13 protein-coding genes and 1 tRNA gene are annotated in these 14,474 nt (G+C 58.0%); 10 read left to right on the top strand and 4 right to left on the bottom strand.

Features of this window, described 5'->3' with window-relative positions; translation table 11 throughout:
* Nucleotides 1-2 precede the first annotated feature (2 nt).
* Together KAQ61_RS10045 and KAQ61_RS10040 are read left to right on the top strand one after the other, a co-directional pair.
* Nucleotides 3-848, top strand: a complete 846-nt coding sequence (locus tag KAQ61_RS10045; protein WP_045267041.1) for a DUF2189 domain-containing protein — start codon at nt 3-5, stop codon at nt 846-848.
* Nucleotides 849-867: 19 nt separating this feature from the next.
* Entirely contained in the window at nt 868-1,080 is a 213-nt protein-coding gene (locus KAQ61_RS10040) for a DUF2788 domain-containing protein (protein WP_042416044.1), read from the top strand.
* Nucleotides 1,081-1,170: 90 nt separating this feature from the next.
* On the opposite strand, the gene hpnE is transcribed toward KAQ61_RS10040, so the two are convergent.
* Both hpnE and hpnD read right to left on the bottom strand, forming a co-directional pair.
* A complete protein-coding gene (gene hpnE, locus KAQ61_RS10035) occupies nt 1,171-2,493 on the bottom strand; it encodes a hydroxysqualene dehydroxylase HpnE (RefSeq protein ID WP_210929078.1) in 1,323 nt (440 codons plus the stop codon).
* Between the two features lie 5 nt (nt 2,494-2,498).
* A complete protein-coding gene (gene hpnD, locus KAQ61_RS10030; RefSeq protein ID WP_210929077.1) occupies nt 2,499-3,338 on the bottom strand; it encodes a presqualene diphosphate synthase HpnD in 840 nt (279 codons plus the stop codon).
* 149 nt (nt 3,339-3,487) lie between these two features.
* Here hpnD and KAQ61_RS18965 point away from each other — a divergent pair, with 149 nt between their 5' ends.
* Complete coding sequence (locus KAQ61_RS18965) at nt 3,488-5,209, top strand: methyl-accepting chemotaxis protein (RefSeq protein ID WP_210929076.1); 1,722 nt, start codon at nt 3,488-3,490, stop codon at nt 5,207-5,209.
* A gap of 63 nt (nt 5,210-5,272) precedes the next feature.
* On the opposite strand, the gene hpnC is transcribed toward KAQ61_RS18965, so the two are convergent.
* A complete protein-coding gene (gene hpnC, locus KAQ61_RS10020) occupies nt 5,273-6,139 on the bottom strand; it encodes a squalene synthase HpnC (protein ID WP_210929075.1) in 867 nt (288 codons plus the stop codon).
* A gap of 82 nt (nt 6,140-6,221) precedes the next feature.
* Between hpnC and KAQ61_RS10015 the strand changes: the two genes are divergently transcribed.
* From KAQ61_RS10015 to KAQ61_RS09990, 6 genes are all read left to right on the top strand, one after another.
* On the top strand, nt 6,222-7,334 hold the full coding sequence (locus KAQ61_RS10015) for an efflux RND transporter periplasmic adaptor subunit (protein ID WP_210929074.1): 1,113 nt from the start codon (nt 6,222-6,224) through the stop codon (nt 7,332-7,334).
* A 14-nt stretch (nt 7,335-7,348) separates the two neighbouring features.
* Nucleotides 7,349-10,540, top strand: a complete 3,192-nt coding sequence (locus tag KAQ61_RS10010) for an efflux RND transporter permease subunit (RefSeq protein WP_210929073.1) — start codon at nt 7,349-7,351, stop codon at nt 10,538-10,540.
* A gap of 96 nt (nt 10,541-10,636) precedes the next feature.
* Nucleotides 10,637-10,722, top strand: a tRNA-Leu gene (locus KAQ61_RS10005).
* A 72-nt stretch (nt 10,723-10,794) separates the two neighbouring features.
* A complete protein-coding gene (locus KAQ61_RS10000) occupies nt 10,795-11,037 on the top strand; it encodes a hypothetical protein (protein ID WP_210929072.1) in 243 nt (80 codons plus the stop codon).
* Between the two features lie 47 nt (nt 11,038-11,084).
* Nucleotides 11,085-11,936 (top strand): DNA adenine methylase, encoded by an 852-nt coding sequence (locus KAQ61_RS09995; protein ID WP_210929071.1) that lies wholly within the window; start codon nt 11,085-11,087, stop codon nt 11,934-11,936.
* A 30-nt stretch (nt 11,937-11,966) separates the two neighbouring features.
* Nucleotides 11,967-13,634, top strand: coding sequence for an AlwI family type II restriction endonuclease (locus KAQ61_RS09990; protein WP_210929070.1), 1,668 nt, complete (start codon nt 11,967-11,969; stop codon nt 13,632-13,634).
* A 42-nt stretch (nt 13,635-13,676) separates the two neighbouring features.
* Here the strand turns inward: KAQ61_RS09990 and KAQ61_RS09985 are convergent, their stop codons facing one another.
* Nucleotides 13,677-13,928 carry a helix-turn-helix transcriptional regulator gene (locus KAQ61_RS09985; RefSeq protein ID WP_210929069.1) on the bottom strand — a complete coding sequence of 84 codons (252 nt, stop codon included), beginning with the start codon at nt 13,926-13,928 and terminating at the stop codon, nt 13,677-13,679.
* A 9-nt stretch (nt 13,929-13,937) separates the two neighbouring features.
* Here KAQ61_RS09985 and KAQ61_RS09980 point away from each other — a divergent pair, with 9 nt between their 5' ends.
* Nucleotides 13,938-14,363 (top strand): helix-turn-helix domain-containing protein, encoded by a 426-nt coding sequence (locus tag KAQ61_RS09980; protein ID WP_210929068.1) that lies wholly within the window; start codon nt 13,938-13,940, stop codon nt 14,361-14,363.
* Nucleotides 14,364-14,474 lie beyond the last annotated feature (111 nt).

Genomic DNA, 14,474 nt, shown 5'->3' with positions numbered 1-14,474 from the left:
GTATGCCCAGCACTTTGTCGCGCAACCCCAGCATGGATCTGCCCGTCCCCCTGTCCGTTGGCCTGATGCAGCCCCTGGGCTGGCTGGCCCTGGGCTGGAAGGACATGTGCCGTGCCCCGGCACTGAGCTTGGCGCATGGCCTGTGCCTGACGCTGTTCGGCCTGTTGATCCTGTGGATCGGGCATGACCGCTTCTGGCTGATGGCCGGCGCCTTGTCGGGTTTTCTGGTCATGGGGCCGGTGGTGGCCACCAGCCTGTACGCCATCAGCCGTGCCCTGGAGCGTGGCGAGCCGGTGGGCTGGCGCCTGGTGCGGCATACTTGGTCCCATTGGCAACAGGGGCACAGCAAGCTCGGCAACGACTACTGGTGCCTGGTGCAGTTCGGCGTCTTGCTGTCCATCTCGGCCACGGGCTGGGTGCTGGTGTCGGCCTCGCTGATCACGCTGATGTCCCCCGTGCGCATCGCCACACCGCTGGACTTCATGCAGCACGTGGTGCTGGCGGCGGATGGCAGTCTGTTCCATCTGTGGCTGGCGCTGGGCAGCCTGCTGGCGGCACCCATCTTCGCTTCCAGCGTGGTTTCTATGCCTTTGTTGCTGGATCGCAAGGTTTCTTTGCCGCAGGCGGTGCTCACTAGCTGGTTGGTGATTTTGCAAAACCCCATTCCCATGGCCGTGTGGGCGGGGTTGATTTTGATGTTTACCTTGCTGGGCCTGGCGTCGCTGCTGCTGGGGTTGGTGTTTGTGATGCCCATGCTGGGCCATGCAAGCTGGCATGCCTACCGCGATCTGGTGGATGCCTCCGACTTTGCGCTGCGGGAGGCGGCGCACGGCGTGCCAGGGCGGTGAGGTTTCTAGGACCTGTGTTGTGATCTTCGGTTTTACAGAACAACAAATTTCGGAATTTTTCCTGACCTACGGCGTGGGGGCCTTCATCCTCTTCATGCTGTTCATTATTGGTCACCTGGCCTGGCAGTCCAAGGCGGGCAAGTTCGGCACCTTTGTGCTGTTCCTGGGCCTGGCCGTGGGCTTCATCGGCTTTCTGGCGAAGGTTGTGATCCAGTGGTACCTGGAAAAGTGATCGCTTCTTAAACCATAGCTGTCAGCGCATGCAAAGCAAGCACTTTGGGTTACAAAAGGCCTGAAGTGCTTTGTCTTTGAGCGCTGCCAGCTATGTTTTTAGAAAATTGCTCACCGCCGCTGCCGCCTGCAGGCCGCTGCGCACCGCACCTTCCAGCGTGGCCGGGTAGGGGCCTTGCACATAGTCGCCACAGGCCCACAGGCCCGGCAGGATGTCGGCAGCGGGGCGCTGCACGCCGGGCGTGCAGGCAAAGGTGGCGCGCTTGTCGATCACGGTTTTCAGCGGCTGCAGATCGGGCAGGCGCAGCTGCGTGCGGGCCTGCGCCAGCACCTGCGACTGCAGCAGTGCCTTGTCGCCCTGGCTGGCGCTGACCACCAGGGCCAGCAGGCCGGCCGGGCCCCCCAACTGTCCCTTGTCGAAGGCGAACTGCGCGGGGGCGTCCGCCTGGCTGCGCAGGGCCACCATGGGCGCCGGCAGGCCAGGGCCCTGCGCCGTGTGGGCATAGACCGTGGCGATCGCCGTGTGCGGCAGCGCCTGAGCGCAGTTGGCCCAGGCGGTGGTCCGCCCGGACAGCGGTGCGGGCACTCCCTGCAGGGCCTGCACCAGGCGTGCCGCCTCGGCGCAGGGCGTGGCCAGCACCACGGCATCCATGCTTTCGCCATCCACCTGCCAGGCAGCGCCATGGTCTGTCGGGGGGGTGAGGGCCTGCACGCGCTCGCCCAGGCGCAGCCGGGCACCGCGCTGGCGCAGCCAGGCGGCGGCCGTGGCCGGGAACAGGGTGGACAGGTTGGTGCGCGGAATCAGCAGGTTGGAGCCGCCCCGTCCGCTGAACAGTCCATCCTGCAGCACCCGCAAGAAGATCTGCCCGCTGGCGGCGCTGGCCGGCAGGTTCAGGGCCGAAATGCACAGGGGATCGACAAAGTCTTGCAGCAGGCGCGCCGGCAGGCCCTGGCACAGGTCGGCCACGCTGGCGCTGGCCGGGCACTGGAACTGCTGGCGCTGCCAGCGTTGGGCCGTGCGCAGCAGGGCCAGCTTCTCGCGCCAGTGCCAGCCGCGGGCGCGGGCAATGCCCCAGGCCGCGTCCCAGGGCGGGGCCCAGTCGGGCAGGTGCAACCCCAGGCCATCGGCGTAGCGCAGATCCAGCGGCAGACGTTGCAGGGCTGCGGTTTCCACGCCGACGGTGCGCATCAGCTGCAGGCAGGCCTGGTAGGCGCCGATCAGGATGTGCTGGCCGTTGTCGACCGTCCAGTGGCCGCCGTCGGGTGCGGGAATGTCCAGGGCGCGGGCACGGCCGCCCCACTGGCGGCTGGCTTCCCAGACCTGCACGTGGTGGCCCTGCTGCTGCAGGGCGACGGCGGCGGCCATGCCGGCCCAGCCGCCGCCCACGATGGCGATGTGCTGCGGCTGGGGCATGGCCCTTACATGCGGCCCAGGGCCTGCATCTTCCACGCCAGCCACAGCTTGCGCAGCGGCGTCAGGGCAATGCGCTGGTGCAGCACCTGGAACTGGCCGGCTTCGATCTCGCGCAGCAGGGTGCGGTAGATGCTGGCCATCATCAGTCCGGGTTTCTGGGTGCGGCGGTCGGCCGCCGGCAGCAGTGCCAGGGCTTCGTCGTAGAGCTGGTGGGCGCGTTGCGCCTGGAAACGCATCAGGGCCGTGAAGCGGTCCGAGTATTCGCGCTTGGTGATCTCGTGGGCCTTGACGTCGAACTGCTGCAGCTCGCTGATGGGCAGGTAGATGCGCCCGCGCATGGCGTCTTCGCCCACGTCGCGGATGATGTTGGTGAGCTGGAAGGCCAGGCCCAGCTTGTGGGCGTAGGCGGTGGTGGTCGGGTCGGTCTGGCCGAAGATGCGGGCCGCCACTTCGCCGACGACGCCGGCGACCAGGTGGCAATAGCGCTGCAGGCCGGCAAAGTCGAGGTAGCGGGTCTGCTCCAGGTCCATCTGGCAGCCCTCGATCACCGCCTGCAGGTGGCGCTGCTCGATCCCGAACTCGGCCACGTGCGGCATCAGGGCCTGCGTCACCGGGTGGCTGGGCTGGCCGCCAAAGGCCTGGGCGACTTCCTGCTGCCACCAGGCCAGCTTCTGGGCGGCCACGCCCACGTCCTGCACCTCGTCCACGACATCGTCCACTTCGCGGCAGAACGCATAGAACGCGGTGATCGCGGCCCGGCGGTTGGCTGGCAGAAAGAGGAAGGCGTAATAAAAGCTGCTGCCCGATGCGGCAGCTTTTTCTTGGACGTAGGTTTCCGGATTCATATGGCGGGCGATTGTCACATGCTTGGGCAGGGCCGCGGCGCTGTGTACTGGATTAGTGCGCGGCTTGATCTGCATCAATGGAAGGGTGTGCTGATTTTTCAGGCAAGCCCCTAAGATCATAGGGTTGCAATTTGATACAAGCATACGAGATGCCGAGCTTCAATTCCCTGCGTCTGACACAGCGGTACATGCTGGTCTTTTTCGGTTATTTCGCATCGATGGCGGTGGTCATCGGCATGAGTTGGTATGGCTTGATGAGCTCTCGGGATAGCCTGCGTTCCTTGCACGACGAGTCGCTGCAGCGCATCTTGCTGGCCGACTCGATCAACGAAAGCGTGTCGCAGATGCGCATGCAGACCCTGCTGTCGTTCCAGCACGCCCCCGACAACCCCCTGTCGGCCCTGCACGACCACCCCACGTCCAGCCACTTGGAGCTGATCCGGCACAACCTCGACAAGGGCGTGGAGTGGCAGCAGCAACTGGCCAAGATCGTCACCGAGCCCATGGAAAAGGAAATGTTCGCGGAGGCCATCCGTGCGCAGAACGCCTGGAACGCCAAGCTGGGCGAGATTGTGCGCAGCATGGAGAACGGCGACTTCAGCAGCGAGCAGATGTCGCGCTTCCTGGCCCTGGGGCGCGAGGAGGGCGACATGCTGGTGGCCCTGGTCGGCGCCTTCAAGGGCCTGCAGATCACGCAGGCGGATGTGGCCTACCAGGCGGCGTCCGAGCGCTACCACTTCAGCATCCTGGTGTTCGTGCTGTGCGTGCTGCTGGGCGGACTGCCGGCCACGCTGCTGTCGGTGTCGCTGCTGCGCCGCATGAGCCACGGCTTCAAGTCCGCACACCACACCGCCCAGGCGATTGCGGCGGGCGACATCTCCCAGCGCGTGGCGGTCAGCGGCAAGGATGAAATCACCGAACTGCTGGTGCAGATGGAAGACATGCGCACGCACCTGCACGACATCATCTACAAGGTGCGCAGCGGTGCCGATGCGATTGCCGGCGCCTCGACCCAGGTGGCGGCGGGCACGGGCGACCTGTCGATGCGCACCGAGCAGCAGGCGGCCTCGCTGCAGCAGACGGCCTCGGCCACCGAGGAGTTGTCGAGCACGGTGCAGCAGAACGCGGACAGCGCCTCGCGCGCCAGCGAGCTGGCCTCGGGGGCCACCGAGGTGGCGCAGCGTGGCGGCGAGATGGTGTCGCAGGTGGTGGCGACCATGGAGGACATCAACACCTCGGCCAAGAAGATTGAGGCCATCATCGGGGTCATCGACAGCATTGCCTTCCAGACCAACATCCTGGCGCTGAATGCCGCCGTGGAAGCCGCGCGCGCCGGCGAGCAGGGGCGTGGCTTTGCCGTGGTGGCCAGCGAGGTGCGTTCGCTGGCGGGCCGCTCGGCCGAGGCGGCCAAGGAAATCAAGGTGCTGATCAACGACTCGGTCAACCGCGTGCGTGTGGGCAGCGACCAGGTGCACCGCACCGGCAAGACCATGGAGGACATCGTGCAGAGCATCGCGCGGGTGTCCAGCATCGTGCACGAGATTGCCGATGCCAGCCGCGAGCAGTCCAAGGGCCTGGCGCAGATCAACGATGCGGTCTCGAACCTGGACGATGTGACCCAGCAGAACGCCGCGCTGGTGGAGGAAACCTCAGCCGCCTCGAGCGCGCTGCAAGAACAGGCGCGCCAGATGGCGGAAATGTCGACCCAGTTTGTGCTGGAAGCCGGCGCCACCACGGGCACGCCGTACATCAGCAGCTACAGCCGCCCCGGTGCGTCGACGGCCACGGCCAAGCCTGCGGTGTCCCAGGGGCAGCGCACGCTGGCTTCGCCTGTGCTGGCCCCGGCCGAGTCGGTGAACGAAGCCGCGTAAAACCGCGGTCCCTCTGCAGTTCCAGGCCGGTGCATGCACCGGTCTTTTGCATGGGGCGTGCGATCACATCCACAGCGCACGCCAGAGCATGCGCGGCAGGTCGGCCTTGCCCAGGGTGCGGCGCGTGTGCAGGCTGGCGCCTTGTTGTGCCTCCACCCGGTCCAGCACGCGCAAACCGCCTTGCACCACCAGGCGCAGCTCCCAGCCGATGCGCCTGGGCAGGCGGTGCACAAGTGGCAAGCCTTTTTGCATGCTGGCCCTGGCCCATGCTGCGTTGTCAGCTATGAGTTTCTGTATGGCTGGGGTGACCTGTTGCCGTGCCAGGTCCTGCCGGGTGACGGCCCAGCGTTGGCAGTCAGCATCGGTCAGGTAGTGCCGCTGGCGCGGAATGTCTTCGCTCAGGTCCTGCCAGAAGTTGATCAGCTGCAGCGCCGTGCAGATGGCGTCGCTGTACGCCAGGGCCTGCGCATCGTGCACGCCATACAGGTGCAGCAGCAATCGGCCCACGGGATTGGCCGAGCGGCGGCAATAGTCCAGCAGTGCCTCCCGGTCGGCATAGGTGGTGCCATCGCGCGTCTTCTCGATGTCCTGGATGAAGGCGCTGAGCAGGTCGTCCAGCAGCCCGACCGGCAACTGCCACAGCTGCAGCTGGTGTTGCAGCGGCGCAAAAATGTGAGCCCAGTGCGGCGCCGGTGGCTGGCCGCCGGCCGTGGCGTGCAGTTCGCTGCGGTAGGCCTGCAGCTGCTGCAAACGCTGGGCGGGTGTGGCCGTGCCTTCGTCGGCCAGATCGTCGGCTGCACGCGCAAACGCATAGATCGCGGCAATCGGCTGGCGCAGCGGGGCCGGGCACAGCCAGGACGCGACGGGGAAGTTCTCGTAGTGCGTGACCGGGGCGGCTTGCGGGCTGGAGGAGGGGGCGGGCGTGTTCACGCCGTGATTGTCGCTTGACAGGTTGCGGGGGCTCTCCTAGATTGCTAACCAATCAGTCAGTAACTTATCTTTCCCCCCCTCCATGGTTTCTACTCTTCGGTTGCGGCCCAGCCTGGGCCTTTGCGTTGTCGCGCTGGTGGCGTTGACCTTGTCGGCCTGTTCGCGCCAGGCGCCGGCGCCCGAGCCGGTGCGTGCGGTGAAGTTGCTGGAGGTGGGGGCCAGTCCACTGCAGACCCGGGTGGAATATGCCGGGGATGTGCGGGCACAGACCGAATCGCGACTGGGCTTTCAGGTGGCCGGCAAGCTGGTGCAGCGTGCCGTGAATGTGGGCGATGTGGTGCGCCAGGGGCAGGTGCTGGCCGAAATCGACGGCCAGGACTATGCGCTGGCCGCCCAGGCCGCGCAGGCCCAGGTGGCCGCCGCACGGACGCAGCGGGATCTGGCGCAGGCGGACTGGCAGCGTTTCTCGGCCCTGAAGGAGAAGGGCTTCATCAGTGGGGTGGAGCTGGACCGCCGCCGCGCCAGCCTGCAATCGGCCCAGGCGCAGCTGGAACAGGCCCAGGCTCAGGCTGCGGCCCAGAGCAACCAGAGCAGCTATGCCCGGTTGCTGGCGCCGGCCGCCGGGGTGATCACGGCGGTGAGTGCCGAGCCGGGTCAGGTGGTGTCCGCGGGCACCGCAGTGCTGCAACTGGCCCACGATGGGCCGCGCGATGCGGTGATCGCCGTGCCCGAAGGGGCGCGCGGTCAGGTCGCCGTGGGACAGGCGGTGCAGGTGCGCATCTGGTCCACGGCCGAGAGGCTGTCGGCCACGGTGCGTGAGATAGCTGCCAGTGCCGACCCGGTCACGCGCACCTACAGCGTGAAGGTGGGTCTGCAAGGCCAGCCCCAGCCGGATCTGGGCGCGACGGCCTATGTGTCCATGGATTCCGGGGCAGCGGCAGCCCAGGCCGCCTTGAAGCTGCCGACCACGGCGTTGTGGCAGCAGCAGGGTGCGTCCATGGTCTGGCGCTTCGATCCTGCCAGTGCCACCGTGCAAGCGCAGCGTGTGGAGGTGGGCAGCGTCGAGGGCAGCGAGGTGGTGATTGCCTCGGGTCTGGAGCCGGGCATGCAGGTGGTGGTGACGGGCACCCACGTGTTGACGCAGGGCCAGAAGGTCAGCGTCTATCAGCCACGCCACCCTGAAGCTGCGCACTGAGCCTGGAGCCAAGCATGAGTGACCAAGACCAAGCGCCGCAACCGGCGCCGGACAAGCAGGGCTTCAATCTGTCGCGCTGGGCGCTGCAGCACATCCCGTTGACGCGCTACCTGATGGTGGTGATCCTGCTGTTGGGTGGGGCCGCCTATTTCCAGCTGGGGCAGGATGAGGACCCGCCGTTCACCTTCCGTGCGATGGTGGTGCGCACCTACTGGCCGGGGGCATCGGCCCAGCAGGTGGCGGAGCAGGTGACCGACAAGATCGAGCGCACCCTGCAGGAGGTGCCCTACGCCGACAAGATCAGCAGCTACTCCAAACCCGGGGAGTCCCAGGTCATCTTCCAGTTGCGGGACAATTCGCGCCCCCAGGATGTGGCCAACCTCTGGTACACGGTGCGCAAGAAGATCGGTGACATGCGCTACACCCTGCCGCAGGGGGTGCAGGGGCCGTTCTTCAACGACGAGTTCGGGGATGTCTACGGGGTGATCTATGGCCTGTCGGGCGAAGGCTACAGCTACGCCGAGCTGAAGACCTTTGCCGACGACGTGCGCCAGCAACTGCTGCGGGTCAAGGATGTGGCCAAGGTCGAGCTGTTCGGCGTGCAGAACGAACGCATCTTCGTTGAGCTGTCCCAGAAGCGCCTGGCGCCCATGGGGCTGGACGTCAATCAGGTGGTGGGGCAGTTGAACCAGCAAAACGCCATCGAGGGGTCCGGCGTGCTGCAGCTGCCGCAGGAGCAGGTGCAGATCCGCGTGGCCGGTCAGTTTGATGCGCTGGAGCAGGTGCGGTCCATGCCGGTGCGTGCGCCGTCCGGGGTGCTGCTGAAGCTGGGCGACATTGCCAGTGTGACGCGCGGCTACGAGGACCCACCCAGTGTCAAGGTGCGTCACGAAGGGCGCGAAGTGATCGCCCTGGGCATTTCGATGACCAAGGGCGGAGACATTGTTGGCCTGGGCCACGCCCTGCGTCAGGCGGTGGCGCAGATCGGCCCCAAGCTGCCGGTCGGGGTGGAGCTGGTCAACATCCAGGACCAGCCGAGGGCGGTGACCGAATCGGTCAACGAATTCATCAAGGTGCTGGTCGAGGCGGTGGTGGTGGTGCTGGCGGTGAGCTTTGTCAGCCTGGGGCTGCACCAACGTGCGGAGGCCACCGTGTGGTGGCGCCGCTGGTACATCGATCCACGGCCGGGGCTGGTGGTGGCAGTGACCATTCCCCTGGTGCTGGCAGCGACCTTCCTGGCCATGTGGTACTGGAGGATCGGCTTGCACAAGGTGTCCCTGGGCTCGCTGATCATCGCCCTGGGCTTGCTGGTGGACGACGCCATCATTGCGGTCGAGATGATGGTGCGCAAGCTGGAAGAGGGCTACGACAAGCTGCGCTCGGCCACTTTCGCGTATGACATCACCGCCAAGCCGATGCTGACCGGGACCCTGATCACGGCGGCCGGCTTTCTGCCGATCGGCATGGCCCAGTCCATGACCGGGGAGTACACCTTTGCCATCTTTGCGGTCACCGTGATTGCACTGGTGATCAGCTGGGTGGCTTCGGTGTATTTCGTGCCCTACCTGGGGAGCCTGTTCCTCAAGGAGCCGCAGCGGACGGTGCCGGCCGGATTTGCCCAGGATCCGCACGAGGTGTTCGACAGTGCCTTCTATGAATGGTTTCGTGCGGCGGTGACATGGTGTGTCGCGCACCGCTGGCTGACGATCGCGGTCACGGCGGCGGTGTTTGGCCTGGGGCTGTTTGGCATGACGCGGGTACAGCAACAGTTCTTTCCGGATTCCAACCGGCCGGAGATTCTGGTGGACGCCTGGTTCCCCGAGGGGACTTCGTTTGCCGGCAACGAGCAGGTGGCCCAGCGCATGGAGACCTTCCTGCGGGCACAGACCGGGGTGCAGAGCGTGACGGTATGGGTGGGCTCGGGCGTGCCGCGTTTCTATCTGCCGCTGGACCAGGTGTTCCCGCAAACCAATGTGTCGCAATTCATCGTGATGATGGATGACCTGGCGGCGCGCAACCATTTGATGCAGGCTTTGCCGGCAGAGCTGGCGCAGGCGTTTCCCGAGGTGCGGTCGCGCGCCAAGCTGCTCCCCAGTGGGCCGCCCGTGCCCTATCCCGTGCAGTTCCGGGTGGTGGGGCCAGATGCGCAGCAGCTGCGTGTGCTGGCGGACCGGGTGAAGGCCGTGATGCAGCAGCACCCCGATCTGCGTGGGGTCAACGACAACTGGAACGAGTCGGTCAAGGCCATGCGCCTCGAGATCGACCAGGACAAGGCGCGTGCCCTGGGTGTCAGCAGCCAATCGATCGCCCAGGCCATGCAGACGATGTTCTCGGGCACCACGATCGGCCAGTATCGCGAGGGCGACAAGCTCATCAACATCGTCTTGCGCCAGCCTGTCGAAGAGCGCGACGCGTTGTCGGACCTGGCGGCGGCCTATGTGCCCACGTCATCGGGCAAGTCGATTCCTCTGCTGCAGATTGCCCAGCCGGTGTTTGCCTGGGAGCCGGGGGTGCTGTGGCGTGATGCGCGCAGCTATGCCATCACGGTGCAGGGCGATGTCCGCGAGGGGCTGCAGGGCGCGACGCTGACACAGGCGCTGAAGCCGCAGCTGGACCGTTTGCAGGTGCAGTGGACCGCAGAAGGCTGGGGGGGCTACCGCATCGTCGTGGCCGGTGCGGTGGAGGAAAGTGCCAAGGGGGCCTCCTCGATCGCAGCCGGCATTCCTGTCATGCTGTTCCTGGTGTTCACCTTGCTGATGCTGCAATTGCACAGCTTCAGCCGTGCCTTGCTGGTGTTCATGACCGGCCCGCTGGGGATTGCGGGCGTGGCGGCCGCCTTGCTGCTGCTCAACCGACCGTTTGGCTTCGTGGCCCTGCTGGGGGTGATCGCCCTGATGGGGATGATTCAGCGCAATTCGGTCATCCTGATCGATCAGATTGAATCGGACCGCGAGCGGGGTGTGCCGGCCTGGGATGCCATCGTGGAAGCAGCGGTGCGGCGCTTGCGCCCCATCGTGCTGACGGCCGCCGCTGCGGTCCTGGCCATGATCCCGCTGTCACGCAGTGTGTTCTGGGGGCCAATGGCGGTGGCCATCATGGGCGGTTTGATCGTGGCGACGGTCTTGACGCTGTTCGCCTTGCCGGCAATGTATGCGGCGTGGTTCCGCGTCAAACGCCCGGATGTCCACTTTTTCCCTGAAAAATGATGGGCGCTGTCGTTCTGCTGCGAAGTTTTCGCGGTTAAAATCGCCGATTGACCTATGACGCGGGTCGGTGTACGCCGGTCCGCTGTTATCCAGACCGCGCGGGTGGCGAAATTGGTAGACGCACCAGGTTTAGGTCTTGGCGGTAATGCACCGTGCCGGTTCGAGTCCGGCCTCGCGCACCATAAAATTGTTAGTAAATTCAAGGGCTTACGGAGTGATCTGTAAGCCCTTTTCTTTTTGTCAAGTTTCCGCTTTTGACCCCGTTTTTCCTGCTTTTTCCGGCTATTTCCAGAGGGAGTTTGGGAAAATTTTGGGAAGAAATTGGAGGTGGTAGCCAAACTTTGGGTTTGCACACATCCAGAACCAAGCACGGCAGCGCCAAAGTAGCAATGCTTTTGGATCTCATTGCTTGGGAAAAAAGCATTGACAAATTTCACACTTTGATGTATTTGAGTGAAATTATCTTTTTTCTGTATGTGTGTATAGAATACATGTGAAAATATATATTATTAGATAAGCATCAGATGAGAAATTGAGTAAAACTATGAAGCCATTAGTTAAATATAGAGGTGGAAAGTCTAAGGAAATTCCATATCTAATTAAACATATCCCTGAATTTAAAGGGCGCTACATAGAGCCTTTTTTTGGTGGGGGGGCTTTATTTTTTTATATAGAGCCAGAAAAATCTATTATCAATGACATTAATAAAAAACTTATAGATTTTTATCGAGATGTTAAAGATAACTTTGTTCAATTGCGTCATGAGCTTGATGAGATAGAATGTATTTATGAAAAGAATAGAGTTGAATACGAAACTAGAAAGAAATTAAATCCTACTGAACGTGTAGATGATGGAAATGAAGATTTCTATTACTTCATGAGGAATGAATTCAATAAAGATTTTTCGGATAGATATCTTTCATCAACACTGTATTTTTATATAAATAAGACTGCGTACTCTGGAATGATTAGATATAACTCAAAAGGTGAGTTTAATGTTCCGTTTGGTAGATATAAAAATCTCAATACAAAACTTGTGGCTAATGAACATCACTTGTTAATGCAGGGTGCTCAGATATTTAATGAAGATTACAGCGAGATCTTCAAGATGGCGAGAAAAGATGATTTTATATTTCTAGACCCTCCCTATGATTGCGTATTTAGTGATTATGGTAATGAGGAATATAAAGATGGTTTCAATGTAGATGCTCATGTGAAATTGAGTGAGGACTTTAAGAAATTGAAATGCAAAGCCATGATGGTTATCGGTAAGACTGAATTGACTGATGGGTTGTATAAGAAAATGATTATTGATGAATACGATAAAAGTTATTCTGTGAATATAAGGAATAGATTTAAGTCTGTTGCAAAGCATATAGTTGTTGCAAATTATTGAATTTCATAATAATTAAATTTAGGGAGTGTTATGGCAAAGCCTATTGATAGTAAAGTTCTATTTATTACTACGTCACCACGAACGCCTGAAAAGATGGTTCCTGAGATAGAGCTTTTAGATAAGAATTTTAATGGGGATGTTTGGAATAAAGATACCCAAACTGCATTCATGAAAATTCTTAAAGAAGAAAGTTTCTTTGATGGTGAAGGTAAGAATGATCCTGCATTTAGTGCTAGAGATAGAATAAATAGAGCGCCAAAATCACTAGGTTTTGTCATTTTGACACCTAAATTATCTTTAACTGATGCTGGTGTTGAGTTAATTAAAGCAAAAAGAAAAGATGATATATTTTTGAGGCAAATGCTTAAATTTCAGCTGCCATCTCCATACCATAAGTTATCAGATAAGGCAGCACTTTTTTATGTAAAACCTTATCTTGAAATATTTAGATTGGTTCGTCATTTTGGTTCTTTGACCTTTGATGAGTTAATGATTTTTGGTTTGCAAATTATAGATTTTAGAATTTTTAATCAAATTGTTGATAAAATTGAAGATTTTAGAGTGGGTAAGATTGAAAATAAAGGTAGGTATAAAACTTATAAAAAAGAGCGGTTTGAGGAAGAGCTTGGGAAAATATATAAAGATGAGTTGTTTGGTTTAACAGAGGCTTCGGCTAAAACGTTAATTACCAAAAAAGGTAACAATATGAGGGACTATGCTGATGCATGCGTTAGATATTTGCGTGCGACAGGGATGGTTAATGTTTCTTATCAAGGGAAATCTCTCTCAATTGTTCAAGAGAAAAAAGAAGAAGTTGATTTCTTTTTAAAGAATACTGAGAGAGAACCTTGCTTTATAAATGATGAAGCATCATATGTGAGTTATCTTGGTAATCCTAATTACCCCAAACTTTTTGTTGATGACGTAGATAGGATTAAAAAGAAACTTCGATTTGATTTTAAGAAGACTAATAAAGTTAATGCCTTGACACTTCCTGAGTTGAAAGAGGAGTTAGAGAATGAAATTCTAAGTAGAAAAGAGAATATATTAAAAAGTCAAATATCTGATATTAAAAACTTTAAGTTATACGAAGACATTCAAGAGGTTTTTGAGAAGATAGAAAATGATAGAACACTATCTGATGCTCCATTGATGCTTGAATGGAATACATGGCGTGCAATGACTATGCTGGATGGTGGTGAAATCAAAGCAAATTTGAAATTTGATGATTTTGGAAGTCCAATGTCTACGGCTATTGGAAATATGCCAGATATAGTGTGTGAATATGATGACTTCCAGTTGTCTGTAGAAGTCACAATGGCAAGCGGGCAAAAGCAATATGAAATGGAAGGTGAGCCAGTCTCGCGGCACTTAGGTAAACTAAAGAAAAGTTCTGAAAAACCAGTATATTGTTTATTCATTGCTCCTAAAATTAATCCATCCTCAGTAGCACACTTCTTTATGTCTCATAAAGTGGATATTGAATATTATGGTGGGAAAAGCCTAATTATTCCTTTGGAGTTAAGTGTTTTTAGGAAGATGATTGAGGATACTTTTAAAGCATCGTATATACCAAAATCTGATAATGTTCATAAATTATTTAAGAATTTTGCTTCAATTGCAGATGAGGCAGGTAATGAGAAAGTTTGGTATGAAGGTGTAAAAAGAACTGCAATGAATTGGCTTTCTTTAAGCTAAGGATAATGATAAATATTTTTCATATGATTGGGTTATGAATATTTACTCATTCCGATATGCTGTTTGTAAATATTTTTTAAAAATTTCCTCAGGCTCGTAGTTCATTGCATTGCAAATTTCTATGAATTCAACTATGTCAATGCTTCTTTCGCCATTTTCATATTTTGAAACATAAGATTGTGGGCGGCCTAGGGCTGTTGCAAGATCTTTTTGAAGTATTGATTTCTCCTTGCGAATTTGGGCTAGGAGATTTCTCAGTGCTAAAAGTTTTGGGTGATTGGGCGGGCGCGTCATCCAGTTAGCATGAAACCCGTTCTGGGATATCCCATTTTGGGATATCCCATTTTGGGATTTTTATGTATACTGTTTCAGCTTATGACTGCTACAAGCCACTTGGAACTGCTCAGGGAGATGTTTCCTGAAAAATTTGTGCTGGACATTGATGAGGTTGCGAAGGTGCTGGGGTGTAGCAAGCAGTGGATCTATGTGCAGAGTTCGAGGAATGCCCTTCCTTTTGCAAAACTACCCGGCTCACGTATTCGTGTGACGGTGATGGAACTTGCTAGGTATTTGGACGCATCAGGAGCACAGCCTGATGTGGGTGATGTTGTTGCTCCGATTGAGGATGGGGCTGCAAGCACAGGCGAAGTGCAGGAAGCTCAAGCAAAGAAGAAGATTGGACGGCCAAGAAAGATCGATAGCGTGCTGAACAGCCGAGGGAAAAGTTGATACACGCATCAGGATGCGCTCCTGAGGTTCAGTCTTTTGCAGACTGCGGTTTTGGTGTTTGAAATAGCCGTATACGGATGTGGCGAGAATGGCAGCATTGGCTGATGAATT

It is taken from the genome of Comamonas aquatica, assembly GCF_018064205.1.
GTDB classification, from domain to species: domain Bacteria; phylum Pseudomonadota; class Gammaproteobacteria; order Burkholderiales; family Burkholderiaceae_C; genus Comamonas; species Comamonas aquatica.
The sequence above is the reverse complement of the archived record's forward strand: the minus strand, read 5'-3'. Positions and strand labels throughout refer to the sequence as shown.

Coding starts and splice junctions, on each gene's coding strand:
- KAQ61_RS10045 (WP_045267041.1), top strand. CDS start 3: ATGCCCAGCACTTTGTCGCGCAACCCCAGCATGGATCTGCCCGTCCCC.
- hpnE (WP_210929078.1), bottom strand. CDS start 2,493: ATGCCCCAGCCGCAGCACATCGCCATCGTGGGCGGCGGCTGGGCCGGC.
- hpnD (WP_210929077.1), bottom strand. CDS start 3,338: ATGAATCCGGAAACCTACGTCCAAGAAAAAGCTGCCGCATCGGGCAGC.
- KAQ61_RS18965 (WP_210929076.1), top strand. CDS start 3,488: ATGCCGAGCTTCAATTCCCTGCGTCTGACACAGCGGTACATGCTGGTC.
- KAQ61_RS10015 (WP_210929074.1), top strand. CDS start 6,222: ATGGTTTCTACTCTTCGGTTGCGGCCCAGCCTGGGCCTTTGCGTTGTC.
- KAQ61_RS10010 (WP_210929073.1), top strand. CDS start 7,349: ATGAGTGACCAAGACCAAGCGCCGCAACCGGCGCCGGACAAGCAGGGC.
- KAQ61_RS09995 (WP_210929071.1), top strand. CDS start 11,085: ATGAAGCCATTAGTTAAATATAGAGGTGGAAAGTCTAAGGAAATTCCA.
- KAQ61_RS09990 (WP_210929070.1), top strand. CDS start 11,967: ATGGCAAAGCCTATTGATAGTAAAGTTCTATTTATTACTACGTCACCA.
- KAQ61_RS09985 (WP_210929069.1), bottom strand. CDS start 13,928: ATGACGCGCCCGCCCAATCACCCAAAACTTTTAGCACTGAGAAATCTC.
- KAQ61_RS09980 (WP_210929068.1), top strand. CDS start 13,938: ATGAAACCCGTTCTGGGATATCCCATTTTGGGATATCCCATTTTGGGA.